The following is a 25514-nucleotide window of genomic DNA, read 5'->3' on the forward strand; positions in this document are numbered from 1 at the left end:
GTGAACTCCTGACGAATCGGCGGCGGTGCCGCGGTGGCTGATGAGTCCACGATGTGTGAAGTGCAAGCACTTCGGAGCACATTCCTGGAGAGAAATAGTGATGAAGTTCTGTGTTTCGGATGGATGTGGCAGGATCTGCGCATGACGACTCTCGAAGACGAGATGGACGACACCTCCGACGCGATCGCGGTGGGGCGGCGGATCCGCGCTCTGCGCACGCAGCGCGGCATGCGCCTCGCGCAGCTCGCCTACGCCGTCGGCCGCGCACCGAGCCAGCTGTCGATGATCGAGAACGGCCACCGCGAGCCGCGGCTGTCGATGCTGCGCGCGATCGCGCGGGCGCTCGGTGTCTCGCCCGACGAGCTGCTCGCCGCGGAGGAGCTGGATCCGCGCAGCGAGCTCGAGGTCGCGCTCGAGCGCGAGATGCGCTCGCCGCGGTTCCGCGAACTCGGGATCGAGCCGTTCCGGATCCCGAAGGGGATGCCCGATGAGGCGCTGTCGACGATCCTGCGGCTGACGGGTGAGATCGACCGGCTGCGCGACGAGCGGCAGGCGACGCCCGAGGAGGCGCGTCGCGCGAACCTCGAGCTGCGGCACCTCATGCGCGCCCAGGACAACTACTTCCCGGAGCTCGAGAAGACTGCGCAGGAGGTGCTCGCGGCGATCGACCACCCGGGAGGGCCCCTCACACAGCGCGCGGCGGGCGAGATCGCCGCCCATGTCGGGGTGACGCTCCACTATGTGCCGGACCTGCCGCAGTCGACGCGGAGCGTGCTCGACCTGCGCAATGGGCGCCTCTATCTGCCGAACCGGGCGTCGACGGATCCGCGCGGCCCCATGCTGCAGGCGCTTGCGAGCCGCATCCTCCGGCACTCGGAGCCGTCGTCGTATGCGGAGTTCCTCCGGCAGCGGGTCGAGCAGAACTACCTCGCGGGCGCGCTGCTCGTCCCGGAGAAGCGCGCCGTCACCGCGCTGCGCGAGGCGAAGGAGCGCCGCGCGATCTCGATCGAGGACCTGCGCGACGCGTACTCGGTGTCCTACGAGACGGCGGCGCACCGCTTCACGAACCTCGCGACGCGGCACCTCGGGATCCGTGTGCACTTCCTGAAGGTGCACGAGTCGGGCACGATCACGAAGGCGTACGAGAACGACGACGTGAACTTCCCGACCGACCGGCTCGGATCCATCGAAGGGCAGATGTGCTGCCGCCGCTGGACGAGCCGCGTCGTGTTCGACGTCGACGACCGCTTCAACCCGTACTTCCAGTACACCGACACGGGCGGCGGCACGTTCTGGTGCACGGCGCGGGTCGAGCAGTCGAGCCAGGGCGCGCACTCCGTCAGCGTGGGCGTGCGCTTCGACGACACGAAGTGGTTCGTCGGGCGCGACACCCTGAACCGCGGCGTCTCCCGCCACGCCGACGAGGTGTGCTGCCGGCGCCCGCCGGAGGACCTCGCCGACAGGTGGCGCGACGGCGCTTGGCCGAACGTCGCGACGCCGCGCACGCTCCTCGCGACGCTGCCCACCGGATCCTTCCCCGGCGTCGACGCGACCGACGTCTACGAGTTCCTCGAGCAGCATGCGCCGTCCTGAGTCGCGAGCGCACTGGGACCGCACGATCGCATGACACGTCGTGTTCGTCGAGACGGATCCTGTGCGTTCGCGGGCGGTTAGCGTGGGGGAGGACCTCGTAACCCCGACGCGAAAGGTGACGTCATGTCGCGCGTTCTCATCATCGGCGGCCACGGCAAGGTGGCACTCCTCCTCGCACCCCTCCTCGTCTCCCGGGGCGACGAGGTCACGAGCGTCATCCGCAACCCCGCGCACGAGGCCGATGTCGCGACGACGGGCGCGACGCCGCGGGTCGCCGACGTCGAGAACCTCGACACGGACGCGATCGCCGAACTCATCCGCGGCCACGACGCCGTCGTCTGGTCCGCCGGCGCCGGCGGCGGCGACCCCTACTGCACCTACGCGGTGGACCGCGACGCCGCGATCCGCTCGATGGACGCGGCGGCCGCGGCCGGCGCGGCGCGCTATGTCATGGTCTCGTTCCTGAACTCGCGTACGGATCATGGCCTCACGGAGGCAGACGCGCTGTTCCACTACGCCGAGGCGAAGGCCGCCGCCGACGAGCACCTGCGCGGCAGCGGCCTCGACTGGACAGTCCTCGGACCCGGCCCTCTGACGCTCGACGAGCCGACGGGGCTCGTCGAGACGCGCGAGCCCGGGCACGGCCAGGTCTCCCGCGCCGACGTCGCGGCGGTCGTGGCCGCGACGCTCGCGGATCCGTCGACGATCCGCCGGACGATCCCGTTCGGGAACGGCGAGGTGCCCATCGCGGAGGCGCTCGCGGCCTGAGCGCTCGCGCGGTTCTGTCCGCGGCGACGCTCCTTCGAGCAGGGGCGTTCTGCCGCGACGGTCCGACGCGTAGTCTCGGGACATGGGACGCGCATTGCTCATCGTGGACGTGCAGAACGACTTCACCGAGGACGGCGCGCTCGCCGTCGCGGGCGGCGACGCCGTGGCCATCGGCGTCACGCGGCTGCTCGAGGCCAGGGCGCGCGAATACGACGCCATCATCGCGTCGCGCGACTGGCACGATGCAGACGGCGACAACGGCGGGCACTTCTCGGAGGACCCCGACTTCATCGACACCTGGCCGGTGCACTGCGTCGCGGGCACCCCCGGCGCCGAATACGATCCGTGGTTCGACCCGGCCGCCGTCACGCACCACGTGAAGAAGGGCCAGGGCGTCCCCGCGTATTCGATGTTCGAGGGCGCGACCGATGACGGCGAGACGGTCGCCGAGATCCTGGCCGAGCGCGGCGTCGACGGCGTCGACGTCGTGGGCCTCGCGACGGACCACTGCGTGCTCGCCTCGTCACGCGATGCCCTCGCCGCGGGGCTGCGCGTGCGGATCCTCACCGACCTCGTCGCGGGCGTCGCGCCGGATACGAGCTACGCCGCCCTCGAGAGGCTCGTCGCCGGCGGCGCGGAGCTCGGATCGGCCGGCGTGCACTGACGTCCTCGCCGCTCACTACCCTGGGAGGACAGGACTGGGGAGGTCGCGGTGGCGGAACTGCTGGGGATCACGTGGCTCGAGGCGGCCGCGGTCGCCCTCGCGACGGTCGGGATGTATCTCGCGCTCGTCCTGCTCGTGCGCGTGCTCGGCCAGCGCATGCTGTCCGGCATGTCGAGCTACGACCTCGCGGCGGTCATCGCGTTCGGCGGCATCGTCGCGCGCGCGGCCCTCGGCGAGGCGCCCGTCCTCGGCGGCGGCATCGTCGCCCTCATCACGCTCGTGGCGCTGCAGGCGCTGTCCGGCGTCGTCCGGCGGACACGGTTCGGATCCCGCCTCGTCGTCAACCGGCCCGTCCTGCTGATGGCGGGCCCCGAGATCATCGAGCGGCACATGCGTCGGTGCCACGTGTCGACGGCCGAGCTGCACTCCCGCCTGCGCCAGGCCGGCGTCTCCCACCCGGACCAGGTGGGCGCCGTCGTGTTCGAGCCGTCGGGCGCGCTCAGCGTGGTCCGCGCGGGGCAGCCGATCGATCCGCGCGTCTTCGACGAGGTGATCGGCGCCGACCTCCTGACGACCGCCCCAGGACCCGTCAAGTAGGCTGGATCCGCGCCTATAGCTCAGTTGGCAGAGCATCGGACTTTTAATCCGCGGGTCCCGGGTTCGAGCCCCGGTGGGCGCACTGCTGAGGCTCCTCGGTCGAAGCGGCGTATGAGGGCGCGAAGGTCCCCTCTCGGCCGTCAGTCGACCTCCGGGCGCAGGGCGAGGATCGCCTCGACCTCGCGATGGATGCGATCGTGGTCGATAGGCAGGAAGCCGAGTTCGTCCGCGATTCGCGTGCCGAGTCGCGCGAACAGGTGGATCGACGCGCGCAGCGCCTTCGCCGAGTCTTCAGCATCGAAGCGGCCCCAGCATTGTTCGAGCGCCTGTTGCACGTCGGCGTCCATCCACTGCCGCATACGGGAGCCGAGGAAGCGCACGTCGTGGTCGAACCCGTGACGCACGCGATGATCCCACTCGATGACCGTCAGCAGGGATGCCTTCAGATCCCTGTCGCGGATCTTGCTCGACCAGGGCTCGTCGCGGGCGATCGCCTTCGCGCACATCAGCGCGGCCGCGTACCCCCAGTCGACTCGCTCGCGGAACGCCGCCTCGTCAGGCAGCGCGGACTCCGCCGACTCCTGGCGCAGCGATCCGGAGACGCCGTCCTTGTCCACAAGGACGCTGAAGGGCCGCTCGCGGCGGATGGACGGCAGCGCGGCGGCGGCGATGACGGTCAGATCCAGCTTGCCGCCGACGTAGTACACCAGGCGGGACGGATGCCATCCGGGGATGGATAGGCGTTCGACGACGAGCACGTCTCCGAGCTGATTCCACCAGGAATCATCCGCGAGCAGCGGCGCTGGATCCGTGGCGTAGATCTCGATATCGCGATCCGACAGCGGGTGTGCCTCATGTGCCGCGGCGGAACCGGTCATCACCATCGCCCGCACGTTCTCGTCGTTCCGCGCCCACGCGGTCAGAGTCTCGATCGCCCTGTCGTAGTCCACGCCGTGACCGCGCGCCCTACTCGACCGCGATCGCGCTGTCGGCGCCGTAATCGAACAGCGTGCCACCGCCCGCCGTGCCCTCTGCGAACTCGAACTCGTACGCGAGGAGCCGGCCGTCCTCGTCGATCCACCAGGTCTCGGTGCGGTCGTCGGCGGTGAGCTCGTAGCCGCGCGTCGAGGTGCCGTCGACGTCCTTGCCTCCGACCTCCTCGAAGGCGGTCGCCGACGCAGCGAGATCCTCCTGCACCTGCGCCCAGTCCCAGCTGGCGGCGAATGCGTCCGGAGTGACGGCGTCGCTGCGCCGGGCGTCGCCTCCGCCCTCGTTGGTCCAGTACTCCCCGTCGATGATCCATTCGTCGCGTTCGGCGCCGGGCGTCGTCGACTCCACGTGCAGGGCGGACACCTCGCCTCCCTCATAGGTCGTGGCGCCCTCGAAGGTCTCGTCGCCCGTCGTCATCGTGAAGCGCACGGATCCCGCGTCGCGGATCGCGCCGGCCGTGGTCTCGCCGATCGTGTCGAGCGTCATGCCGCCTGCGCCGCAACCCGCGAGGGCGAGGACGGTGCCGGTCGCGGCGAGTGCCGTGACGGCGCGGGCATAGGCCGCTGTGGCGGTGCGGAGGAACCTCATGCCCTCATCGTACGAGCGCCGGTGCGTGGTGCGGGCGGGCGAAGCACCCCTCCCGAGTGCCGCGCGGCCCCAGCGAAGCGTTCGAAGGGCGGGTCGGCACTCGGGAGCCGCAGCGTGCGTCAGCCCTCGCGCACGGCGGCGGCCTCGCGGTGCGCGTCGCGGGGGTCGACGACGACATCCGCATACTCGGGGTGCTTCCGGACCCACACGGCGACATACGAGCAGACCGGCACGAGCTTCAGGCCGCGCGCGACGATGTCGTCGGCGACCGCCGTCACGAGGATCGAGGCGAGGCCCTGGCCGCCGTACTCCTTCGACACGATGGTGCGGAACAGCACCCGCTCGTCGGCGACGTCGACGTAGGCCTCTTCGCCGATCTCCGCGGCACCTCCGTCGGCCGCGCGGTCGACGAGGACGAAGCGCGATTCGGCCTCGCGGTGCTCGATGGCGAAACGGTCATCGGTCATGGGGTCTCCTCGTGTGTCGATGGGGCGGATCCGCGTGTTCACCGCGGCCGTCGGCTCACGGCGCGCAGATGCTCGGGGCGGACGGCGACGGCGTGATCGGCGTGTTCGGGGTGCTTCGGGAGCCAGGTCTTCACATACGGGCACACCGGGACCACGACCTTCCCGTGTGCCACGACGTCGTCGACCACTGCCGAGACGAGACGCGAGGCGAGGCCCCGCCCGCCGTAGTCGTCCGACACGAGCGTGTGGAAGAGCACGCGCTCGTCGCCGACGTCGACGTAGCTCTCCTCGCCGATGACGGCGTCGTCCGACTCGCGGTCGATGAGCACGTAGCGGCTCTCGGGGGTGCGGTGCTCCACGGCGAAGCGGTCCTCGGTCATGTGGGCATCCTCCTCAGGCGCGCGGGCGCAGCCGCGCGTTCGGCAGGGCGGGGGCGGGGAGCGGATCCGGCTGGCCGGCGGGGAAGGATCCGAAGAGCGGATCCTCGGCGTCGCCGTTCTCGAAGCCGAGCTCGGCCTGGTACCGGCGCCGGAAGTCGACGATCTCGTCGTGCGAGCGGCCCACGAAGTTCCACCACATCACGATCTGCTCACCGAGGGGCACACCGCCGAGGAGGATGATCCGCGCGGGCGCGTCGCCGGCCTCGATGACGAGGGCATCGGATCCGACGGGCACGTAGGCGAGGGCTCGGTGCGCGACGTGTGTGCCGTTCACCCGGACGCCGCCCGTCTCGGCGAGGACTGCGAGCTCGAAGTCGGAGCGGACGTCGAGGGCGACCCGCGCGCCGGCCTCGAGAGTCAGCTCGGCGCCGAGCAGGTCGGGCGTACGCGTCTCGACGGGCGAGACGGATCCGGCCAGGGCGCCGATGAACACGCGTGCGGCGACGCCGGGGGCGGGGGAGACCGACTCGGGGGCGTAATGGGCGAACGCGTTGTCGCCGAACCGCGTCGCGTCGGGGAGCGCGTACCAGAGCTGCACCCCGTGGAGCGTCGTCGCGGGCGTCGAGATCTCCTGGTGGGTGATCCCGCGTCCGGCGACCATGAGGTTCAGCTCGCCGGGCACGATCCGCGCCGCGTTCCCGCCGGAGTCGAGGTGCTCGACCTCTCCGGAGAAGAGCCACGACACCGTGGCGAGGCCGGTGTGCGGGTGGCGCGGCACGAGCATGCCGCCCGTCTCGGAGACGTCGTCGGGACCGTAGTGATCGAGGAAGCACCAGGCGCCGACGAGCGAGCGCCTCTTCTGGGGCAGCGTGCGCGACACGGGCATCGCGCGCGGTCCGCCGAGGGGCACGGCGCGCGGCAGCAGCACCTCGACGTCGCGACACGGCTCGCCCGGCTCGAGCACCTGGACCCGCGGGTCGCGCTCCTCGTTGCTCATCGCAGCACAGTGTCGCCGACGGATCCCGAGTTCATGCCCTCATCGTACGGGTCAGGCGCGGGGCACGGGCGGGCCGAGCCACAGCAGCACGACGAACACGGCCGCCACACCTGCGATCGCGAGCACGGCGGCGGTGACCGGGCGGCGGAGCACCCATGCCTGCGCGTGCTCGACGGCGCCGGTGGGATCCTCGTGGCCCGGAGCGAGACGCCAATGCGCCGCGAGGAGGCCGCGCCGGTCGACGACGCGCTCGAAGGGCAGCGTCGCGAACGGGACGACCGCAGCGACGAGGCCGAGGGCGCCCGTCGCGGGCCGCCACCTCCCGTCGACCCACGTGAACACCGTCACTGCGCAGTACGAGAGGAAGACGAAGCCGTGGATGCCGCCGGCGGGCCCGACAGCGGCGTCCGTGACGCCGAAGGCCCGCAGCACGATCGCGGAGATGAGGCCCGCCCACGTGACGAGCTCGGCGAGGGCGACGGTGCGGAAGAGGAAGCGAGGAGTCACGCCCTCACGTTATCCGGGTGAGCCGAGGCGTCCTCTGTGAACGCCTTATCTCAGTCCGCGGTGACTGCTACCGTGAGCGCCATGACGAGGCACCGGAGCTTCTCGCCCGACTATGCGGGTGCGGCGCGCACCTGGTTCGAGGAGGTGCTGCAGGCCGCGCGCGACGTGCACGTGATGGGCGAGCGGCGTGCGGCGGAGGGGATCCTCCTCTCGATGGATCGCTGGTTCATCGACCGTGACGCGGTGCGGCACGGCGCGAGCCCGCTCACCGAGCTGGCCATGGTCGTCAGCGCGATCCTCGGCGACGGCACGCTGCCGCGTCCGACGGCCGGTGACTACGCCCCGGAGACATCGGTTCTCGGCAATCCGATCGGCGCGCACATCACCCTGACGTTCGACGACGCCGACCTGCTCGGCCACGCGGTTCTCGAGGCGATCCCCGTCGGCCGCTGACACGGGTGTCGGAGCCGTCAGAGGGACGGGGCGCGGGCGTCGGAGAGCGGACGCGTATGTGCCACGACACGCCGCCCGATCCGGCGGAGGAGGGCTTTCGATCCGACGCCGGCGCGGTGCGGTCCCTGTCGATCCGAAGCCGGCGTCACACGACGTCAGGGTCGATCGGAACGACGATGGGGCTGCCGGACACGGGATCGGGGATCGTGAGGCACTCCACACCGAAGACCGCCGCGACCGTATCGGGCGTGATGACGTCGGCCGGACGCCCGGACGCGTGGATCGCGCCGTCGCGGATCGCGATGATGTGGTCGCTGTAGCGGCTTGCCTCGACGAGGTCGTGCAGCACCATCACGACCGTGACGGCGCGATCACGGTTGAGTCGTCGCAGCAGTCGCAGGATGTCGAGACGGTGCGCGAGGTCGAGATAGGTCGTCGGCTCGTCGAGGAGCAGTACGGGTGTCTCCTGCGCGAGGACCATCGCGATCCAGGCGCGCTGCCGCTGGCCGCCCGACAGCTCGTCGACGGGGCGATCGGCGAGCTCGACCATCCCTGTCTCCTCGAGTGCCGCGGCGACGCTCGAGCGATCGTCGCCCGTCCAGGGACGGAAGACGCCGCGATGCGGGAATCGGCCGCGTTCGACGAGTTCGCGGACCGTCAGCTGCTCGGGGACGGAGCTGCTCTGCGGGAGCAGGCCGAGCGTCCGCGCGACGCGACGCGTCGGCATGGCGTGCACCGATTCGCCGTCGAGGAGGACGCGGCCCTCGTCGGGCGCGAGCACCCGGGCGATCGTCTTCAGCAGGGTCGACTTGCCGCAGCCGTTCGCGCCGACGATCGCCGTCACGGATCCCGTCGGCACGTCGAGGTCGATGCCCCGCACGATCGGGGCTGCGCCGTATCCGACGCGCAGCGACTCGATGCGGATCTCGGTCGCCTCGCGCGCGCCGAGCGCGGGGGCGAGGGGGTCGGGGGAGGTCATCGTCGTCCTGTTCGGTGGAGGAGCCAGAGGAGGTAGGGGGCGCCGAGCGCCGCGGTCACGACACCCGCCGGGATCGCGGCGTCGTCGAGCAGTCGCTGCCCCAGCGCGTCCGCCGCGAGCACGAGGAGAGCGCCGACGAGCATCGACATGGCCAGCATGGGGGCGGAGGTCGGCCCGACGAGGCGCCGAGCGATGTGGGGCGCGCCGAGCGCCACGAACCCGAGGGGGCCCGTCACGGCGACGGCCACGCCGGCGAGCAGGGCCGACGCGATCAGCACGAGCGCGCGCGTGTGCGGCACCGCGACACCCGCGCCGATCGCGATCTCGTCGCCCAGCTCGATGACGGCGAGGCCGCGCAGCAGGGCGAACGCCAGCGGCACGAGCACGGCGGCGCCGAGGAGGGCGATGGTCACATGCGCGGCGTCGCGCGCGTGCAGGCTGCCGGCGAGCCAGACCTCGGCCGCGCCGAGCCGCTGCGGATCGATCCGGGCGACGACGAGGGTCGTGACGGCGCCGGCGATCGCGTGCACGCCGATCCCGACGAGCACGAGGCGGGCGCCGCCCGCGCCGGTGCGCCGCGCGAGCGACTGGATGATCGCGACGGCCACGATCGCGCCCGTCGCCGCGGCGAATGGCAGCCACGCGGGCGGGATCCCCGCACCGATCGCGACGACCGCGGCGAGGCTCGCGCCACCCGTCACGCCGAGGATGTCGGGCGAGGCCAGCGGATTGCGCATCAGGCCCTGCATGAGCGCCCCCGCGGCACCGAGGCAGGCGCCCGCGACCGCGGCGACGACGACCCGGGGCATGCGCAGCTGCTGCACGATGAACGTGCTGCCGCCGTCGCCCAGGCCGACGGCCGCGAGCAGCGCGTCGGGGGCGGGGATCCGCTGCGAGCCGTCGACGAGCCCGAAGATGACGAGGCCGGCGATCGCGCCGAGGACGACGAACGGTGCGACGCGCCGGGCGCGGCGCCGCGTCGCGGCGACGGCGCTCACGAGACGCTCCGCGCGCGGGTCGCGATGCGGATGAGGATCGGTGCGCCGATCATCGCGGTCAGCACGCCCGCCTGCACCTCGGACGGCGGCGCGACGATGCGACCGACGATGTCGGCGCCGAGGAGGAGGGCCGGCCCGATGAGCGCGGAGGCGAGCAGCACCGGCAGGTGCCGGCCGCCGACGAGGAAGCGCGCGATGTGCGGCGCGATGAGGCCGAGGAACGCGATCGGACCGGCGACCGACACTGCGAGGGCCGCGAGCGCGACGGCAGTCAGGCCGGAGACGACGCGGATCCGACCCGGCCGCTGCCCGAGACCGATGGCCGCCTCGTCGCCGAGGGCCAGCGCGTCGAGGGGGCGGGCGAGCAGCACGGCGGCGACCAGGCCGACGGCGAGCAGCGGCAGCAGCGGCGGGATCGCGGCGGCGTCGCGGCCGGCGAGCGAGCCGGCGAGCCAGTGGCGCACCTCGTCGGCGTCGGCCTCGTTGAGGGCCAGGACGGCCTGCGTCCACGCCGAGAGCAGCAGCGAGACGAGTGCCCCCGACAGGGCGAGGCGCAGCGGCGAGAGCCCGTCGCGGCCCGTGCCGGCGAGCGCGAGGGCGAGGCTCGCCGCGCCGGCACCGCCGACGAACGCGAGCCCGACGGCCCACGTCGACGGGAGGCCGAGCAGGGCGACGCCGATGACCACCGCGAATCCCGCTCCCGAGGTGATGCCGAGCAGTGTCGGAGAAGCGAGCGGGTTGCGCGTCGAGCCCTGCAGCAGCACGCCCGCGACGGCGAGGCACACACCCGCCACGACACCCGCGACCGTGCGGGGGATCCGCAGGTCCTGCACGATCAGGTGCGCGTCGTTCGTGCGTGCGCCGCCGAGCGCGGCGATGACGTCGCTGAGCGGCAGGAACACCGAGCCGACGGCGATGCTGAGCCAGATCGCGATGGCGACGAGGACGGCGAGGAGGACGGGCGCAGCCACGAGGCGCGTCCGTGCGAACGCCGCGAGGCGCGCCCGGTCCCGCCCGGGCGCGCCTGCGGTGGTGAGGGTCGACGTCACGCGGCGTCGGCGAAGTGCGCCTCGAGGTCGGCGAGGAGCGCGTTCGCGGCGCCGATTCCTCCGCCGAGGTTCCAGTGGCTCTCGTCGACGACAACGACGTCGCCCGCCTGCACGGCCGACAGGCCCTGCCAGAGGTCGGTCGAGGTCCAGCGCTCGATCTGCTCGTCGATCGTCTGTGTGCCCTGCTGGGCGTAGTGCTCGGCCGACACCATCTCGAAGATGACGTCGCCGTCCATCTCGGGGATCCGCTCCTCCGAGATCTCGATGAGCTGCTCCGACGCCTCCCAGTCCTCGACGCGCTGCGGTTCGGGGCGCTCGAGGCCCGCGTCGCGGATGACGGATCCGGGGAAGCCCGTGAGGTAGATGCGCACCTGGTCGGGCATGAAGCGGATGATCGACACCTCGGTGTCGCCCTGGCCTGCGGTGTCGAGGGCCTGGCCGATCTCGGCCGCGCGCTCCTGGTAGTCCGCGACGATCCGCTCGCCTTCGTCCTCGAGGCAGAGCGCCTCGGCGTAGGTGCCGACGTTCTCCTTCCACGCCACGCCGATGGTCTCGGTGAATACGGTCGGGGCGATCTGCGAGAGCTGGTCGTAGAGCGCCTCATGTCGCAGCTTCGACCCGAGGATCAGGTCGGGCTGGAGCGCCGCGATCGCCTCGAGGTCGGGCTCGATCTCGGTGCCGACGACCTCGGCCTGCTCGACCTCGTCGGGCAGGTACTCATACCAGTCGTCTGTCCACGGGGAGACCACCCCGACAGGGGTGACACCCAGCGCGATCGTGCTGTCGGTCTCGCCCTGGCCGAGGGTCACGACGCGTTCTGGCGTACACGCCACCTCGGTCTCACCCATCGCGTGCGCGATCGACACGGTGTCGCCAGAGGGCTCCTCCGCTGCGGGGGCGGCGTCGCCCGATGAGGCGCACGCGGTGAGAGCGAGCGGCAGGGCGAGGGCCAGTGCGAGGCCGGCGCGACGGCGCAGGGTCATATCGGATCCTTCGAGTCGGGGAGTCAGGACGCCCATGGTAAGGCGAGGCTAACCATAGTGAATCGACCGCGCGGACGCCAACTCGTGACCGGCGGCGTCGACGGCGCCGGGGCGGCACCGGATCCGGCGCGAGAGGGCCCAGGCAGGCGTAGCCTGGAGCGCGATGACGAGCGACTTCCCCAAGCCGGTGTTCCGGCCGTCCGGCACCTTCGACCGCCTGTTCCCCTCCGAGGATCCGGCGGAGGTCTCCCGCGCCGCGCACTCGACGGCGACGACGCTCCTCGCCCGCGTACGCCGGGAGGAGGACCCCGAGGTGATCGAGCGGCTCATCTCGTTCACGGCCTCGCACGGCATCGACGACATCGCCCACCTCTGGTCGCGCTCGCCCGCGAAGTCGCTGCCGGGCGCGCTCTGGCGCCTGTACCTCGTGCAGCTCAGCATCCACGACGATCCGCAGACCGCGTCCCTGCTCTATGAGCGAGGGAGGGGTGAGCTGCGCACGACTGATCAGATCGTCGCGGGCGCGCCGACACCCGCCACGCCCGCCGAGCTCGTCGCGCTCATCGACACGATTCTCCGCGGCGCCTTCACGGGCGACTTCGCCGTCGCGCTCGACCGCACGGCCGCCTTCTGTCGCGTACAGGCGTCGGGCGCGACGCACCTCGCCGACGACTACGAGGCGATGGAGCCGGCACGGTCGACGCAGCTCACGCGCCGCGCCCTGCGACTGACGAGCATCGCCGAGGATCTCACGATCGCCTCGCGGATGTGGCGCCGCGACGAGCTCGGCTAGACACGAAGAAGCCGGGCCGCAGAAAACGCCTCTCGGCGGAAGGCCGCTCGGAGCGGCAAGAGTTGGAGCCCGGGGTTATGCTGCGGCCCGGCGCACTCAGTCTAACGACTCGGATCCCGGGAGCATTCCCGGGATCCTCAGAATCACCCGAATCGGCCCGAGACGTAGTCCTCGGTCGCCTTCTCGGTCGGCGCCGTGAAGATCTTCGTCGTGTCGTCGTATTCGATGAGCTTGCCGGGCTTGCCCGTGCCGGCGATGTTGAAGAACGCCGTCTTGTCGCTCACGCGCGAGGCCTGCTGCATGTTGTGGGTGACGATGACGACGGTGTAGTCGTTCTTGATCTCCGCGATGAGCTCCTCGATCGCGAACGTCGAGATCGGGTCGAGCGCCGAGCAGGGCTCGTCCATGAGGATGATGTCGGGCGACACGGCGATCGCACGGGCGATGCAGAGGCGCTGCTGCTGCCCGCCGGACAGGCCGGAGCCGGGCTTCTCGAGGCGGTCCTTGACCTCGTTCCAGAGATTGGCGCCGCGCAGCGAACGCTCGACGAGGTCGTCCTGGTCGCTCTTCGACATGCGCCGGTTGTTCAGCTTGACGCCCGCGAGCACGTTGTCGCGGATCGACATCGTGGGGAACGGGTTCGGCCGCTGGAACACCATGCCGATCTGGCGGCGCACGAGCACGGGGTCGACGCCCGCGCCATAGAGGTTGCTGCCGTCGACGAGCACCTCGCCCTCGACGCGCGCGCCGGGGATGACCTCGTGCATGCGGTTGAGAGTGCGCAGGAAGGTGGACTTGCCGCAGCCGGACGGGCCGATGAACGCCGTGACCGTGCCGGGCTGGATGTCGATGTTGACGCCCTCGACGGCGAGGAAGTCGCCGTAGTAGACGTTGAGGTCGTTGACTTCGATGCTCTTGGACACCTGGAGGATCCTTCTTCTTCTTCGACTCGGGAAAGTTGTCGGCGCCGATTCAGCGACCGCTGGTCTTGGGGGCGAACAGCCGGGAGATGAGGCGCGCGAGGAGGTTGAGCGCCATCACGATCACCAGCAGCGTGAGCGCCGCGGCCCACGCGCGCTCGATCGACGCATCCGGAGCCGAGGCGCTCGGGTACATCACCTGGTTGTACACGTAGACCGGCAGCGTCATCATCTGGCCGTTCTGCTGCTCGAACGCGTTCAGCTGCATGTTGTGCGTGAACCCCGCCGTGAGCAGCAGGGGCGCGGTCTCGCCGATGACGCGCGCGATCGAGAGCATGATCGACGTCATGATGCCGGCGATCGACGTCGGCAGCACGACCTTGACGATCGTGAGCCACTTCGGCACGCCGAGGGCGTACGACGCCTCGCGCAGCTCGTTCGGCACGATGCGCAGCATCTCCTCGGTGCCGCGGACGACGACCGGGATCATGAGCACGCTGAGCGCGAGGGCGCCCATGATGCCCATACGCACGCCGGGACCGAGAAGGAGGGCGAAGACCGAGTAGATGAACAGGCCCGCGACGATCGACGGGATGCCCGTCATGACGTCGACGAAGAACGTGATCGCCTTCGCGAGGCGCCCGCCGGAACCGTACTCGACGAGGTAGATCGACGTCATGAGGCCGATCGGGATCGAGATCACGGCCGCGAGCCCCGTGATGATCAGCGTGCCCCAGATCGCGTGGACGGCGCCGCCGCCCTCGCCGATGATGTTGCGCATCGAGAAGGAGAAGAACTCCATATCGAAGCGCGCGATGCCGTTGATGACGACGGTCCAGAGCACCGAGATGAGCGGCAGCAGCGCGATGACGAACGCCGTTGCGATGAGCGCCGTCATCAGGCGGTCGATCGCGTGGCGGCGGCTCTCGGCGATGCTCGAGATCACCACGATGAACGTGATGTAGATGAGCATGCCGACGAACAGTGCGCCGACGATGTTGAAGTCAGCGATCGGCGCGCCGACATTCAGCGTGGCGAAGATCGCGACGGAGACCAGCAGGGACCCCCCGAGCAGCGCCCAGGGCGCCCAACGGGGGAGGTGTCCGGCGGTGATGGCGGACGGTGCGGCGGTAGCGGTCGTCATGTCAGTTCGCTCCCGAGAACTCGGCGCGGCGGTTGACGATCCAGCGCGCGATCGCGTTGACGATGAACGTCACGATGAAGAGGATGAGCCCCGTGGCGATGAGGGCGTTGACCCCCGTGCCGTATGCCTCGGGGAAGGCGAGCGCGATGTTCGCGGCGATCGACAGCGGATTGCCCGACTGCAGCAGCTGCACGGCGATGATCGGCGATCCGGAGAGCACCATCGTGACCGCCATCGTCTCGCCGAGCGCGCGGCCGAGGCCCAGCATCGCGCCCGAGACCATGCCGCCGCGGGCGAAGGGCAGGACGGACATCGTGATCATCTCCCAGCGCGTCGCGCCGAGCGCGAGCGCCGCCTCCTCGTGCAGCTTCGGGGTCTGCAGGAACACCTCGCGGCAGATGGCCGTCATGATCGGCAGGATCATGACGGCGAGCACGAGCGACGCGGTGAGGATCGTGCGGCCGCTGGGCGAGGGGGTGCCGCCGAAGAAGAGGTTGAGCACCGGCCAGGTGCCGATCGTCGAGTTCAGCCAGCCGTAGAAGGGCGTGACGAAGCCCGAGAAGAACTGCATGCCCCATAGGCCGAAGACGACGGACGGAACGGCGGCCAGCAGGTCGACCACGTAGCCGAGGACGGATGCGAGCTTGCGCGGAGCGAAGTGCGAGATGAACAGCGCGATGCCGATCGCGATCGGCGTCGCGATGACGAGCGCGATGATCGATGACCAGAGCGTGCCGAACAGGAGCGGGAGGACGTAGCTCCAGAAGCTCTCGCCTGAGAGGATCGGGTTCTCGTCGGGGTCGCCGGCGAATGCCGGGATCGACTGCGCGATGAGGAAGAATGCGGTCGCGGCGAGCACCAGCAGGATGATGATGCCTGCGCCGAGCGCGGTTCCAGAGAACGCCAGGTCTCCGGGGCGCTTCTTGGCGCGGATCGCGCCGGGCTGAGGGGAGGGCGGGGCTTCGGGCGCTGCCGCCGTCTCGGAAGTGCTCATGTGCTCCCAGTCTTCAGGGTATGGGGATCATGCGTGTGCCCCCGCGTTCCGGCGTCGAGACGATTCTCGCGCGGGCTCCGCGGGGGCACCGGTGCCGGATCAGCCTATGGCCGGACCGACGTCACGCGTTGCGTCACTCGGTGACGATCGCGTCGATCGCGGCCTGCACCTGCTCGCGCAGGCTGTCGGAGATCGGGGCGCTGCCGGCCTCCTCTTCCGAGACCTGCTGGCCCTCCGCCGACGCGACGAACGTGAAGTAGTCCTTCACGAGCTGGGCGACGGCCGGGTCCTCGTAGTCGACGCAGCCGATGAGGTACGAGACGAGGGCGATCGGGTAGGCGCCGTCGGAGGCGGACGCCGGGTCGACGGCGAACACGAGGTCCTGGGCCTCACGACCGTCCTCGAGGTCCGAGTTCTCGATGAGCTTCGAGGCGGCCTCGGCGGAGTACGCCACGTACTCGCCGTCGACGCCCACGGCGACCTGGCCGGCCTCGCCGGGGACCTGCGAGGCGTCGAGGTAGCCGATGGTGCCCTCGCTCGAGCCGATGACCTGCGAGACCCCCTCGGTGCCCTGCGCGCGCTCGGTGCCATCGATCGGCCACTCGCCCGAGATCTCGTAGGTCCAGACGTCGGGGGCGGTCGCCGCGAGGTAGCTCACGAACGTCTCGGTCGTTCCCGAGTCGTCCGAGCGGTTCACGGGCGTGATCGCGCTGTCGGGCAGGTCGACGCCCTCGTTCTGCGAGGCGATCGCGTCGTCGCTCCACTCGGTGATCTCGCCGGCGAAGATGCCGGCGATCGTCTCGGCGTCGAGGTTGAGCGTGTCGACGCCCGGGAGGTTGAAGGCGAGCGCGACGGGCGAGATGTAGGTCGGGATCTCGACGATGCTCTCCGACGTGCACGAGGCGAAGCCGCCCTCGAACTCCTCCAGTTCGAACGCGCGGTCGGAGCCGATGAAGTTCGACGCACCGGCGACGAAGTTGTCGCGGCCCGTGCCGGAGCCGGTCGACTCGTAGTTGATGGTGGCGTCGGGGTTCGCCGTCTGGAACGTGGCGACGAGGGCGGCCTGGGCCGAGGCCTGCGAGGAGGCGCCGCTCGCCGTGAGCGTGCCCGACGCGCCCGACGTGGTGCCGTCGGTCGAGCCGTTGTCCATATCGGTGCCGCCGCTGGTTTCGTTGGCGGCGCAGCCGGCGAGGGTGAGTGCGGCGACGGCGCCGATGGCGGCGAAGCCGGAGAGGCGGGTGAGCTTCACGAAAGTATCCGATCCGTTGAGGAGGACAGAGCTGGTGCTGGGAGGGACACCCAACGCTCAGCGACGGTAGGTGCCCTGTCTGTCCGGATCGGAGACTGAAAGTGAACGGCCGGTGAACGCGACTTGGAGAATGCTCAGAGCGCGTAATCGGCCACGACGGGGGCGTGGTCGCTCCAGCGCGCGTCGTACGACGCGTAGCGATCGACGCGGTACGATTCCACGCGAGCCGCCAGCTCAGGCGTCGCGAGGTGGTAGTCGATGCGCCAGCCCGTGTCGTTGTCGAACGCCTGCCCACGGTTCGACCACCACGTGTACGGCCCGTCGACCTCGCCGGCGAAGGAGCGGCCCACGTCGACCCAGCCGAGGCCGACGCCGTCCGTGCTGAACGCGCGCGTGTCGCTCAGCTCGCCGACTTTGCCGCGCCCGATGCCTGCCTGGCCGGCGACCGGCTCGCCCGCGGCGCCGAGGAATCGATCGAAATACGCGCGCTCCCGGGCGAGGTATCCGGCCCGCGTGACGTTGCTCTTCCAGTTCTTGATGTCGAACTCGCGATGGCCGACGTTCAGGTCGCCCGTGACGAGGGCGAGGCCCCCGCTGAGGGACGGCATGCGGCGCTCCATCGCGTCGAGGAAGGCCCACTTCTGCTCCTGGCGGGGTGAGTCGACCTCGCCGGAGTGCACGTATGCGGACACGACGGTGATCTCGGCGTCGCCGACGCGGAAGTCCGCCTCCAGCCAGCGCCCGTCCATGTCGGCGGGATCGATGCCGAGGGCGTCCACCCGGTGGGCCACGGCTTCCTCGCGCGAGAGGATCGCGACGCCCGCGCGGCCCTTCTGCGGCGCCTCGTGCTCGAGGACGTGCCACCCGGGAAGGAGCTGCTCGAGGTGCTCGCGCTGGCCGCGCACCTCCTGGATCGTGAGGATGTCGACGCCCGCGGCGTCGACCCAGTCGTTCATTCCCTTGCGCGCGGCCGCGCGGATCCCGTTGACGTTGACGGAGGCGATGCGAGTCATGGGAATCAGGCTAGTCGGGACCTCTGACAAAGACGAAGGCGCCGGGATCCGCGGACGGATCCCGGCGCCTTCCGGCGGGCTCTGATCAGCGTCCGCCCTTGAGGACGGCCTGCTTCACCTCGGCGATCGCCTTGGTGATCTCGATGCCGCGCGGGCACGCCTCGGTGCAGTTGAAGGTCGTGCGGCAGCGCCACACGCCCTCCGCGTCGTTGAGGATGTCGAGACGCACCTGCGCTTCGTCGTCGCGCGAGTCGAAGATGAAGCGGTGCGCGTTCACGATCGCCGCCGGTCCGAAGTACTGGCCGTCGGTCCAGAACACCGGGCACGAGGACGTGCACGCGGCGCACAGGATGCACTTCGTCGTGTCGTCGAAGCGCTCGCGGTCGTCGATCGACTGGTAGCGCTCCTTGCCCTTCTCGGGCTCGCTGCGCGACTGCAGAAACGGCTGCACCTCGCGGAACGCGGCGAAGAACGGCTCCATGTCGACGATGAGGTCCTTCTCGAGCGGAAGGCCCTTGATCGCCTCGACGTAGACGGGCTTCGAGATGTCGAGATCCTTGATGAGCGTCTTGCACGCGAGCCGGTTGCGGCCGTTGATGCGCATCGCGTCGGATCCGCAGATGCCGTGCGCGCACGAGCGGCGGAACGACAGCGAGCCGTCCATGTCCCACTTGATCTTGTGCAGCGCGTCGAGCACGCGGTCGGTCGGGTACATCTCGACGTCGTAGTCGACCCACTTGGGTTCGCTGTCGACCTCGGGGTCGTACCGGCGCACCATGAAGGTCACGAGGTACGACTGGATGACCTCTTCGATGGGAGCCTCGGCCGTGGCGGTGTCGGCCATCAGTACTTCCTCTCCATGGGCGGGTAGCGCAGCTCTCCGGCGTCGTCCTTCGTGAACGTCACCGGCTTCCATTCGAGCGTGATGTGGTCGTCCGGATCGGGCGAGTGCGGGTCGCCCGTGAGGTACGCCATCGTGTGCTGCATGTACTTCTCGTCGTCGCGATCGGGGTAGTCCTCGCGCATGTGCCCGCCGCGGCTCTCCTTGCGGTTGCGCGCGGCGTACGCGACGATCTCGGCGAGGTCGAGCAGGAAGCCGAGCTCGATGGCCTCGAGCAGGTCGGTGTTGAACCGCTTGCCCTTGTCGTCGACGCCGACGTTCATGTAGCGCTCGCGCAGCTCGTGGATCGTGCCCATGACATTCGTCAGGGTCTCCTCGGTGCGGAACACCTGCGCGTTCTTGTCCATCTCATCCTGCAGCGTGCGCCGCAGGTCGGCGATGCGCTCGGTGCCGTTCGAGGTGCGCAGGCGCTCGACCATCTCACGCACCTCCTTCGCCGGGTCCTCGGGGAGGGGCACGAACTCGGCGTCCTGCGCGTACTTGACCGCATTGATGCCGCAGCGCTTGCCGAACACGTTGATGTCGAGGAGCGAGTTGGTGCCGAGGCGGTTGGACCCGTGCACCGACACGCAGGCGCACTCGCCGGCGGCGAAGAGGCCGGGCACGACCGTCTCGTTGTCGGCGAGCACCTCGCCGTCGTTGTTCGTCGGGATGCCGCCCATCGCGTAGTGCGCGGTCGGCATGACGGGGACCGGCTCGACGACGGGGTCGACGCCCAGGTAGGTGCGGGCGAACTCCGTGATGTCGGGCAGCTTCGTCTCGAGGACCTCGGCGCCCAGGTGGGTGCAGTCGAGGTAGACGTAGTCCTTGTTCGGGCCGGCTCCCCGGCCCTCGAGGACCTCCTTCACCATCGACCGCGCCACGATGTCGCGCGGCGCGAGGTCCTTGATGGTGGGGGCGTAGCGCTCCATGAAGCGCTCGCCCGACGCGTTTCGGAGGATCGCCCCCTCGCCGCGCGCTCCCTCCGTGAGGAGGATGCCGAGGCCCGCGAGGCCCGTCGGGTGGAATTGGAAGAACTCGATGTCCTCGAGGGGCAGGCCCTTGCGCCAGACGATGCCGACGCCGTCGCCCGTGAGGGTGTGAGCGTTCGAGGTCGTCTTGAACATCTTGCCGAAGCCGCCGGAGGCGAACACGACCGACTTCGCCTGGAAGACGTGCAGGTCGCCCGTCGCGAGCTCGAGCGCGACGATGCCGGCGATCTTCGTCGTGCCGCCGTCCTTCACCGTGATGAGGTCGAGGGCGTAGAACTCGTTGAAGAAGTTGATGCCGAGCTTGACGCAGTTCTGGTACAGCGTCTGCAGGATCATGTGGCCCGTGCGGTCGGCGGCGTAGCAGGCCCGGCGCACGGGCGCCTTGCCGTGTTCTCGGGTGTGGCCGCCGAAGCGGCGCTGGTCGATCTTGCCGTCGGGCGTGCGGTTGAAGGGCAGGCCCATGTTCTCGAGGTCGATGACCGCGTCGATGGCCTCCTTCGCGAGGATCTCCGCCGCGTCCTGGTCGACGAGGTAGTCCCCGCCCTTGATCGTGTCGAAGGTGTGCCACTCCGGCGAGTCGTCCTCGACGTTCGCGAGCGCCGCGGCCATGCCGCCCTGCGCTGCGCCCGTGTGCGAGCGCGTGGGGTAGATCTTCGTGACGACGGCCGTCTTGGCGCCGGGCCCCGCCTCGATCGCGGCGCGCATGCCGGCGCCGCCGGCGCCGACGATCACGACGTCGAACTGGTGGTGGTAGACGCCGTCCTTGAGCTCTGCGTCGGGGTATGCCGTAGAAGTCATTCCTCTGTCAATCTCTTCCGTCAGGCTCAGGCGGCCTGGCAGGCGGTCCAGAGCGTGCTGCTCTCGGTGACGCCCAGGCACGGGTCGAAGGTGAACACGACGAGCGTGCCGAGCAGGATCATGAGCGCGGCGACGATGCCGATCACCCAGACGAGCACGGCGCGCGCCTTGGCGTTCAGCACGTAGTCGTTCACGATCGTGCGCATGCCGTTGGCGCCGTGGATGAAGGCGAGCCAGAGCATCAGCACGTCCCACCACTGCCAGAACGGATTCGCCAGCTTGCCCGCCACGAAGGCGAAGTCGAGGGCGCTGATGCCGTCGCCGACCATGAGGTTGACGAAGAGGTGCCCGAAGATCAGCACGACGAGCAGGACGCCCGATGCGCGCATGTACAGCCAGCCCCACTTCTCGAGGTTGGAGCCCTTGCGGCGCTGCGGCGTGCGCGGCGCGGCGATGGTCTGGGCGCTCATCAGTGGCCACCTCCGATGTGCGAGAGGACGTTCGGGATGTGGCGCGCGCTGAAGCCGATCATCGTCACGGCCCAGACCGCGATGACGCCCCAGAACAGCTGGCGCTGATACTTCGCGCCCTTCGACCAGAAGTCGATGAGGATCACGCGCAGGCCGTTGAACGCGTGATACGCGATGCCGGCGACGAGGACGACCTCGCCGAAGCCCATGATCGGGTTCTTGTAGGTGCCGATGACCGCGTCATACGCCTCTGGGGACACGCGGATGAGCGCCGTGTCGAGCACGTGGACGAGGAGGAAGAAGAAGATGGCGACGCCGGTGATGCGGTGGAGAACCCACGACCACATGCCCTCGCGGCCGCGGTACAGGGTGCCACGCGGAACCTTCGACGTGGTCTGGGACACATCGGGTGTCAGTCGCGCGGGTGCGGACACGATCGTCCTCTCTGATCGATGTTGGTGCGTCCGACGTCTCGCGCGACGCGGAGGACGCGCTCATCGGCCTGCTCGCCAGGATACTCCCAGGACCGTCTTCGATCGATGTAGGTGAACCTAACTATCTCGACATCAAGATAACTTCCCTGGTCGCGCCGGAGACGCGCCGACGCGCCGAGGTCGCCGAGGGATCCCGATCCGCGTCGGCTAGCGTGGGGCGCATGTCTGCGCCGATCGACGACTTCTTCGCTGTGATCCCCGCGGGTGGCATCGGATCCCGGCTCTGGCCGCTCTCGCGCGCCGAGTCGCCGAAGTTCCTCCACGACCTGACCGGATCCGGCGCCTCGCTGCTGCGGGCGACGTGGGATCGCCTGCTGCCCCTCGCGGGCCGCGAGAACATCGGCGTCGTCACGGGCCGAGCCCACGGCGACAAGGTCGAGGAGTCGCTCCCCGACATCGTCGCTGAGAACGTCTTCATCGAGCAGGACCAGCGCGACTCGGCCGCCGCGATCTGCCTCGCCGCGGCGATCCTGCGCGGCCGCAACCCCGACGCGATCATCGGATCCTTCGCCGCGGATCACGTCATCGGTCGGCAGCGCGTGTTCGAGTTCACGGTGCGCCAGGCCGTCGCGGCCGCGCGCGAGGGATACATCGCGACGATCGGCATCCAGCCGAGCGAGCCGGCCGTCGGCTTCGGCTACATCAAGACGGGCGAGGAGCTCGTCATCGACGACGCGCCCCTCGCGGCGCTCGTCGAGCGGTTCGTCGAGAAGCCCGACCTCGCGACCGCACGGTCGTACTTCGCCGACCGCTCCTATCTGTGGAACGCGGGCATGTTCATCTCGCGCGCGGACGTGCTGCTGAAGGAGCTCGCGGCGAACGAGCCCGAGCTGCACGACGGGCTCGTCGAGATCGCCGACGCGTGGGACACCGGCGACCGTGACGAGGTCGTCGCCCGCGTCTGGCCGGGCCTCAAGAAGATCGCGATCGACTACGCGGTCGCCGAGCCCGCCGCCGACAAGGGGCTGCTCGCCGTGATCCCCGGCCAGTTCGACTGGGACGACGTCGGCGACTTCGCGAGCCTGTGGAACCTCATCGCGCCGGGGCGCCACGACACGGTGACCGTCATCGGCGACAACGAGAACGTGCTCGACGACGCCGCGTCCGGGCTCGTCGTCTCGCAGACGGATCGCGTCGTCGCGATGATCGGGGTCGAGAACGTCATCGTCGTCGACACACCGGATGCTCTTCTCGTGACGACGCCCGAGCACGCGCAGCGCGTGAAGGGCGCCGTCAGCTCGCTGCACGATCGCGGGCGCGACAGCGTCCTCTGACGGACGGCGGATCACCGCCCTCGACGTCGCTTCTTCTGCTGCGTGCGGATCGTCGCGGTCGGGATCCTGCCCTCCCTGATGTGCGAGAGGATCTCGCTGCGCAGCGTCGCGAACGCCGGCAGCGCGCGCGTGGCGATCTGATCGCGCGGAGACGGGAGGCCGACGTCGAGCACCTCTGTCACGACCGCGGGGCGGCTGCCGAGCACAACGACGCGATCGGAGAGATAGACGGCCTCATCGATGTCGTGCGTGACGACGACGATCGTCATGCTGAACCGGTCGCGGATGCGCAGGCACAGGTCCTCGAGCTCGAATCGCGTCTGCGCGTCGACCGAGGCGAAGGGCTCGTCCATGACGAGCACCTCCGGGCGGTAGGCGAGCGAGCGGGCGATGGCCACGCGCTGCTGCATCCCGCCGGAGAGCTCCCACGGAAAGCCGTCGACGGCGTGCTCGAGGCCGACGGCCGTGATCGCCTCGTCAACGCGCTCATCGCGTTCGCGCGCGGACAGCCGCAGATGCTTCAGCGGCAGGGCGACGTTCTTGCGCACCGTCAGCCAGGGCATGAGGGAGCGCGTGTACTCCTGGAAGACGAGCGCCATCTCCTCCGGCGGCCCCTGGATGGGGACGCCGTCGATATACGCGGCGCCGGAGGAGACCGGCTGCAGACCGGTGAGGCACTTCAGCAGCGTCGTCTTGCCGACGCCGGACGGGCCGACGATGCAGACGATCTCGCCCGCGGCCACGTCGAAGGTCAGATCCTCGATGATCCTGGTCGTGCTGGGGCCGGATCCGTAGGACTTGCCGAGCCCGCGGACGCTGAGCCGGTGCTGAGTCCCGGAGTCCGAGGCGGGGGTGATCTGGGAGGTCATCACATGGCCTTTCCGAGCTGCTGCGAACGCACGTACCAACGGAGCACGCGGTCGCGGATGAGGGTGAAGACGAAATTGGTGACGTAGCCGATGATGCCGAGCAGGACGATGCCTGCCCACATATCGGCGGTCGCGAACGATTGCTGGGCGAGGAGGGTCATCGATCCGATCCCGTTCGACGAGCCGAGCATCTCGCTCGCGATCATGACGATGAAGGAGACCTGGAGGCTCACCTGCAGTCCGGAGGCGATGCGGGGGCTGGCGGCGGGCAGCCGCACGTCGAACAGGCGCTCTCGCGCACCGAGTCGGTAGATCTGCGAGACATCGCGGAGCTGAGGGTCGACCGAGCGCATTCCGTCGATTGTCGAGATCAGCGTCGGGAACAGCGCGGCGATCGCGATCGTCAGGATCCGCGTCTCGTTTCCGAAACCCAGAAGGGAGACGACGATCGGCACGAGCGCGACCGGTGGGATCGCTCTCCAGAAGTCGATGACGGGAGCGAACAGCCAGCGCGCCAGGCGGAAGGTTCCGAGCACGGCGCCGAGTGCGATGCCGCCGATGCCGCCGATGACGAAACCGGCGAGGAGGTTGCCGAGGCTCGGCAGGACGTCGCTGACGAGATGGTCGAAAAGCCACAGCTCCTGGAAGCGCTGGGCGATGGCTGACAGCGGAGGGAAGAACGGGTCTGTCGATCCCGCAGACGCGAACCACCAGAGGGCGATGAGCGCGACGGGAACAGCGATCTCGATGCCGATGAGGACGGGTTTCGTGATCGTCGGGATCCGGCGGATCCGTTGGGTCGTGGATGCTTCGGTCATCACACGGCCTCCTTCCGGAAGGATGGGTGCCAGTGCAGAACGCGGCGCTCCGCCTCTTCGCTCACGGCCTGGAAGAGCAGGCCGAGCACGCCGAGGGCGATGACGTAGGCGAACAGCTGGGTCTGGGACCCGCTGAGCTGCGCGCGCAGCAGGCTGTTTCCGAGCCCGGGGCCGCCCCCGAGCAGCCCTGCGACGACCGCGATGATGAGCGATGCGGGAACGGTGATGCGCACGGCGGTGCCGATGTACGACATCGCGCTCGGCAGCACGATCCGCCAGAGCACCTCGAAGCGTCCCATGCTGAACGAGCGAGCCGTCGCGATCGTGACGGGGTCGACATCGAAGACACCCGATGCCGTCTGCATGATGATCGGAAGCGCGCACCCGTAGAACACGAGGAACAGACCCATGTCCGTGGTCGGCCCGAGAACGAGGACGACGAGCGGGAGGAGCACGATCGGCGGGATCGGCTTGAGGAACTCGAGGATCGCCCGCGTCGCGTGCATGGTGAGGGGTGATGTCGCGACGGCGATGCCGATGACGACACCCGTGACCAGAGCGGCCGCGAAGCCGCCCAGCGCGACGAGAACGGTGGATCCCACGTCTGCCCAGAACTCGGGCGTCGGCAGAAGGGAGAACCGCTCGGTGAAGGTCGCCGTCGCGGTCGGCAACGCGGATCCCGCCATCGGCCCGGCTGCGATCAGCTGCCAGGCCAGGATCGCGAACGCGAAGCCGGCCGTACCGGAGACGAGTCTCAGGGGGCGCATGGGAGGGGCTCTGCGGATGCGGCCTC

At 69.9% G+C, this 25514-nt stretch carries 29 protein-coding genes and 1 tRNA gene; 8 read left to right on the forward strand and 22 right to left on the reverse strand.

Annotation, left to right across the window (positions count from 1 at the left end):
* Positions 1-141: 141 nt before the first annotated feature.
* The 5 genes from GB932_RS11540 to GB932_RS11560 all read left to right on the forward strand — a co-directional run bounded on the left by GB932_RS11540 (position 142) and on the right by GB932_RS11560 (position 3704).
* Positions 142-1593 carry a helix-turn-helix domain-containing protein gene (locus tag GB932_RS11540; RefSeq protein WP_156760848.1) on the forward strand — a complete coding sequence of 484 codons (1452 nt, stop codon included), beginning with the start codon at positions 142-144 and terminating at the stop codon, positions 1591-1593.
* A 123-nt stretch (positions 1594-1716) separates the two neighbouring features.
* Entirely contained in the window at positions 1717-2361 is a 645-nt protein-coding gene (locus tag GB932_RS11545) for an NAD(P)H-binding protein (RefSeq protein WP_156760849.1), read from the forward strand.
* 82 nt (positions 2362-2443) lie between these two features.
* On the forward strand, positions 2444-3025 hold the full coding sequence (locus tag GB932_RS11550; RefSeq protein WP_156760850.1) for an isochorismatase family protein: 582 nt from the start codon (positions 2444-2446) through the stop codon (positions 3023-3025).
* Between the two features lie 48 nt (positions 3026-3073).
* Positions 3074-3622 (forward strand): DUF421 domain-containing protein, encoded by a 549-nt coding sequence (locus GB932_RS11555; RefSeq protein ID WP_156760851.1) that lies wholly within the window; start codon positions 3074-3076, stop codon positions 3620-3622.
* A gap of 9 nt (positions 3623-3631) precedes the next feature.
* Positions 3632-3704: transfer RNA gene (locus GB932_RS11560), tRNA-Lys, on the forward strand.
* 58 nt (positions 3705-3762) lie between these two features.
* Here GB932_RS11560 and GB932_RS11565 read toward each other — a convergent pair.
* The 6 genes from GB932_RS11565 to GB932_RS11590 form a co-directional block, all read right to left on the reverse strand.
* Positions 3763-4572, reverse strand: a complete 810-nt coding sequence (locus GB932_RS11565; protein ID WP_197517452.1) for an aminoglycoside 6-adenylyltransferase — start codon at positions 4570-4572, stop codon at positions 3763-3765.
* A 16-nt stretch (positions 4573-4588) separates the two neighbouring features.
* The gene (locus GB932_RS19245) at positions 4589-5200 is read right to left on the reverse strand and encodes a hypothetical protein (protein WP_197517453.1); all 612 of its coding nucleotides are present in this window, start codon (positions 5198-5200) and stop codon (positions 4589-4591) included.
* 119 nt (positions 5201-5319) lie between these two features.
* Complete coding sequence (locus tag GB932_RS11575; RefSeq protein ID WP_156760854.1) at positions 5320-5667, reverse strand: GNAT family N-acetyltransferase; 348 nt, start codon at positions 5665-5667, stop codon at positions 5320-5322.
* A 38-nt stretch (positions 5668-5705) separates the two neighbouring features.
* Complete coding sequence (locus GB932_RS11580) at positions 5706-6047, reverse strand: GNAT family N-acetyltransferase (RefSeq protein ID WP_156760855.1); 342 nt, start codon at positions 6045-6047, stop codon at positions 5706-5708.
* A 13-nt stretch (positions 6048-6060) separates the two neighbouring features.
* Positions 6061-7044, reverse strand: a complete 984-nt coding sequence (locus tag GB932_RS11585) for a pirin family protein (protein WP_156760856.1) — start codon at positions 7042-7044, stop codon at positions 6061-6063.
* Positions 7045-7095: 51 nt separating this feature from the next.
* The gene (locus GB932_RS11590) at positions 7096-7551 is read right to left on the reverse strand and encodes a DUF3817 domain-containing protein (protein WP_156760857.1); all 456 of its coding nucleotides are present in this window, start codon (positions 7549-7551) and stop codon (positions 7096-7098) included.
* Between the two features lie 81 nt (positions 7552-7632).
* Between GB932_RS11590 and GB932_RS11595 the strand changes: the two genes are divergently transcribed.
* Positions 7633-8004, forward strand: a complete 372-nt coding sequence (locus GB932_RS11595) for a hypothetical protein (protein ID WP_156760858.1) — start codon at positions 7633-7635, stop codon at positions 8002-8004.
* 145 nt (positions 8005-8149) lie between these two features.
* Here GB932_RS11595 and GB932_RS11600 read toward each other — a convergent pair whose 3' ends face one another.
* From GB932_RS11600 to GB932_RS11615, 4 genes are read right to left on the reverse strand one after another with little or no spacing between them, the layout of a single operon-like run.
* Positions 8150-8983, reverse strand: coding sequence for an ABC transporter ATP-binding protein (locus tag GB932_RS11600; RefSeq protein WP_156760859.1), 834 nt, complete (start codon positions 8981-8983; stop codon positions 8150-8152).
* Positions 8980-9981, reverse strand: coding sequence for a FecCD family ABC transporter permease (locus tag GB932_RS11605; protein ID WP_156760860.1), 1002 nt, complete (start codon positions 9979-9981; stop codon positions 8980-8982). Before GB932_RS11605 ends, GB932_RS11600 begins: the two co-directional genes overlap by 4 nt.
* Entirely contained in the window at positions 9978-11030 is a 1053-nt protein-coding gene (locus tag GB932_RS11610; protein ID WP_156760861.1) for a FecCD family ABC transporter permease, read from the reverse strand. Before GB932_RS11610 ends, GB932_RS11605 begins: the two co-directional genes overlap by 4 nt.
* The gene (locus tag GB932_RS11615; RefSeq protein WP_197517454.1) at positions 11027-12013 is read right to left on the reverse strand and encodes an ABC transporter substrate-binding protein; all 987 of its coding nucleotides are present in this window, start codon (positions 12011-12013) and stop codon (positions 11027-11029) included. Before GB932_RS11615 ends, GB932_RS11610 begins: the two co-directional genes overlap by 4 nt.
* A gap of 163 nt (positions 12014-12176) precedes the next feature.
* Here GB932_RS11615 and GB932_RS11620 point away from each other — a divergent pair, with 163 nt between their 5' ends.
* Complete coding sequence (locus tag GB932_RS11620) at positions 12177-12806, forward strand: DNA-directed RNA polymerase subunit beta (RefSeq protein ID WP_156760863.1); 630 nt, start codon at positions 12177-12179, stop codon at positions 12804-12806.
* A 143-nt stretch (positions 12807-12949) separates the two neighbouring features.
* On the opposite strand, the gene pstB is transcribed toward GB932_RS11620, so the two are convergent.
* From pstB to sdhC, 9 genes are all read right to left on the reverse strand, one after another.
* Positions 12950-13729 (reverse strand): phosphate ABC transporter ATP-binding protein PstB, encoded by a 780-nt coding sequence (pstB, locus tag GB932_RS11625; protein ID WP_156760864.1) that lies wholly within the window; start codon positions 13727-13729, stop codon positions 12950-12952.
* Positions 13730-13778: 49 nt separating this feature from the next.
* On the reverse strand, positions 13779-14870 hold the full coding sequence (gene pstA, locus GB932_RS11630) for a phosphate ABC transporter permease PstA (RefSeq protein ID WP_156760865.1): 1092 nt from the start codon (positions 14868-14870) through the stop codon (positions 13779-13781).
* Between the two features lies 1 nt (position 14871).
* Positions 14872-15864 carry a phosphate ABC transporter permease subunit PstC gene (gene pstC / locus GB932_RS11635; protein ID WP_156760866.1) on the reverse strand — a complete coding sequence of 331 codons (993 nt, stop codon included), beginning with the start codon at positions 15862-15864 and terminating at the stop codon, positions 14872-14874.
* Between the two features lie 133 nt (positions 15865-15997).
* Positions 15998-17113 carry a phosphate ABC transporter substrate-binding protein PstS gene (locus GB932_RS11640; RefSeq protein WP_156760867.1) on the reverse strand — a complete coding sequence of 372 codons (1116 nt, stop codon included), beginning with the start codon at positions 17111-17113 and terminating at the stop codon, positions 15998-16000.
* A gap of 134 nt (positions 17114-17247) precedes the next feature.
* A complete protein-coding gene (locus tag GB932_RS11645; RefSeq protein WP_156760868.1) occupies positions 17248-18126 on the reverse strand; it encodes an exodeoxyribonuclease III in 879 nt (292 codons plus the stop codon).
* Between the two features lie 85 nt (positions 18127-18211).
* A complete protein-coding gene (locus tag GB932_RS11650) occupies positions 18212-18970 on the reverse strand; it encodes a succinate dehydrogenase iron-sulfur subunit (protein WP_156760869.1) in 759 nt (252 codons plus the stop codon).
* Positions 18970-20796: a succinate dehydrogenase flavoprotein subunit gene (gene sdhA / locus GB932_RS11655; RefSeq protein WP_156760870.1), complete on the reverse strand. Its 1827-nt coding sequence runs from the start codon at positions 20794-20796 to the stop codon at positions 18970-18972. The genes GB932_RS11650 and sdhA overlap by 1 nt, the downstream gene beginning before the upstream one ends.
* 26 nt (positions 20797-20822) lie before the next feature.
* A complete protein-coding gene (locus tag GB932_RS11660) occupies positions 20823-21266 on the reverse strand; it encodes a succinate dehydrogenase hydrophobic membrane anchor subunit (protein WP_156760871.1) in 444 nt (147 codons plus the stop codon).
* Complete coding sequence (gene sdhC, locus GB932_RS11665) at positions 21266-21700, reverse strand: succinate dehydrogenase, cytochrome b556 subunit (RefSeq protein WP_156760872.1); 435 nt, start codon at positions 21698-21700, stop codon at positions 21266-21268. Before sdhC ends, GB932_RS11660 begins: the two co-directional genes overlap by 1 nt.
* A 221-nt stretch (positions 21701-21921) precedes the next feature.
* Here sdhC and GB932_RS11670 point away from each other — a divergent pair, with 221 nt between their 5' ends.
* A complete protein-coding gene (locus GB932_RS11670; RefSeq protein ID WP_156760873.1) occupies positions 21922-23034 on the forward strand; it encodes a mannose-1-phosphate guanylyltransferase in 1113 nt (370 codons plus the stop codon).
* Positions 23035-23045: 11 nt separating this feature from the next.
* Here the strand turns inward: GB932_RS11670 and GB932_RS11675 are convergent, their stop codons facing one another.
* Genes GB932_RS11675 through GB932_RS11685 form a run of 3 tightly spaced genes read right to left on the reverse strand, consistent with a single transcriptional unit; the run spans position 23046 to position 25488 of the window.
* Positions 23046-23903, reverse strand: a complete 858-nt coding sequence (locus GB932_RS11675) for an ABC transporter ATP-binding protein (RefSeq protein ID WP_156760874.1) — start codon at positions 23901-23903, stop codon at positions 23046-23048.
* A complete protein-coding gene (locus GB932_RS11680) occupies positions 23903-24721 on the reverse strand; it encodes an ABC transporter permease (RefSeq protein ID WP_156760875.1) in 819 nt (272 codons plus the stop codon). Before GB932_RS11680 ends, GB932_RS11675 begins: the two co-directional genes overlap by 1 nt.
* The gene (locus tag GB932_RS11685; protein ID WP_156760876.1) at positions 24721-25488 is read right to left on the reverse strand and encodes an ABC transporter permease; all 768 of its coding nucleotides are present in this window, start codon (positions 25486-25488) and stop codon (positions 24721-24723) included. Before GB932_RS11685 ends, GB932_RS11680 begins: the two co-directional genes overlap by 1 nt.
* Positions 25489-25514: the final 26 nt, after the last annotated feature.

Source organism: Microbacterium karelineae (genome assembly GCF_009745985.1).
Classification (GTDB): Bacteria; Actinomycetota; Actinomycetes; order Actinomycetales; family Microbacteriaceae; genus Microbacterium; species Microbacterium karelineae.

Coding starts and splice junctions, on each gene's coding strand:
- GB932_RS11540 (WP_156760848.1), top strand. CDS start 142: ATGACGACTCTCGAAGACGAGATGGACGACACCTCCGACGCGATCGCG.
- GB932_RS11545 (WP_156760849.1), top strand. CDS start 1,717: ATGTCGCGCGTTCTCATCATCGGCGGCCACGGCAAGGTGGCACTCCTC.
- GB932_RS11550 (WP_156760850.1), top strand. CDS start 2,444: ATGGGACGCGCATTGCTCATCGTGGACGTGCAGAACGACTTCACCGAG.
- GB932_RS19245 (WP_197517453.1), bottom strand. CDS start 5,200: ATGAGGTTCCTCCGCACCGCCACAGCGGCCTATGCCCGCGCCGTCACG.
- GB932_RS11575 (WP_156760854.1), bottom strand. CDS start 5,667: ATGACCGATGACCGTTTCGCCATCGAGCACCGCGAGGCCGAATCGCGC.
- GB932_RS11580 (WP_156760855.1), bottom strand. CDS start 6,047: ATGACCGAGGACCGCTTCGCCGTGGAGCACCGCACCCCCGAGAGCCGC.
- GB932_RS11585 (WP_156760856.1), bottom strand. CDS start 7,044: ATGAGCAACGAGGAGCGCGACCCGCGGGTCCAGGTGCTCGAGCCGGGC.
- GB932_RS11595 (WP_156760858.1), top strand. CDS start 7,633: ATGACGAGGCACCGGAGCTTCTCGCCCGACTATGCGGGTGCGGCGCGC.
- GB932_RS11600 (WP_156760859.1), bottom strand. CDS start 8,983: ATGACCTCCCCCGACCCCCTCGCCCCCGCGCTCGGCGCGCGCGAGGCG.
- GB932_RS11615 (WP_197517454.1), bottom strand. CDS start 12,013: ATGACCCTGCGCCGTCGCGCCGGCCTCGCACTGGCCCTCGCCCTGCCG.
- GB932_RS11620 (WP_156760863.1), top strand. CDS start 12,177: ATGACGAGCGACTTCCCCAAGCCGGTGTTCCGGCCGTCCGGCACCTTC.
- pstA (WP_156760865.1), bottom strand. CDS start 14,870: ATGACGACCGCTACCGCCGCACCGTCCGCCATCACCGCCGGACACCTC.
- pstC (WP_156760866.1), bottom strand. CDS start 15,864: ATGAGCACTTCCGAGACGGCGGCAGCGCCCGAAGCCCCGCCCTCCCCT.
- GB932_RS11645 (WP_156760868.1), bottom strand. CDS start 18,126: ATGACTCGCATCGCCTCCGTCAACGTCAACGGGATCCGCGCGGCCGCG.
- GB932_RS11650 (WP_156760869.1), bottom strand. CDS start 18,970: ATGGCCGACACCGCCACGGCCGAGGCTCCCATCGAAGAGGTCATCCAG.
- sdhA (WP_156760870.1), bottom strand. CDS start 20,796: ATGACTTCTACGGCATACCCCGACGCAGAGCTCAAGGACGGCGTCTAC.
- GB932_RS11660 (WP_156760871.1), bottom strand. CDS start 21,266: ATGAGCGCCCAGACCATCGCCGCGCCGCGCACGCCGCAGCGCCGCAAG.
- GB932_RS11670 (WP_156760873.1), top strand. CDS start 21,922: ATGTCTGCGCCGATCGACGACTTCTTCGCTGTGATCCCCGCGGGTGGC.
- GB932_RS11675 (WP_156760874.1), bottom strand. CDS start 23,903: ATGACCTCCCAGATCACCCCCGCCTCGGACTCCGGGACTCAGCACCGG.
- GB932_RS11680 (WP_156760875.1), bottom strand. CDS start 24,721: ATGACCGAAGCATCCACGACCCAACGGATCCGCCGGATCCCGACGATC.
- GB932_RS11685 (WP_156760876.1), bottom strand. CDS start 25,488: ATGCGCCCCCTGAGACTCGTCTCCGGTACGGCCGGCTTCGCGTTCGCG.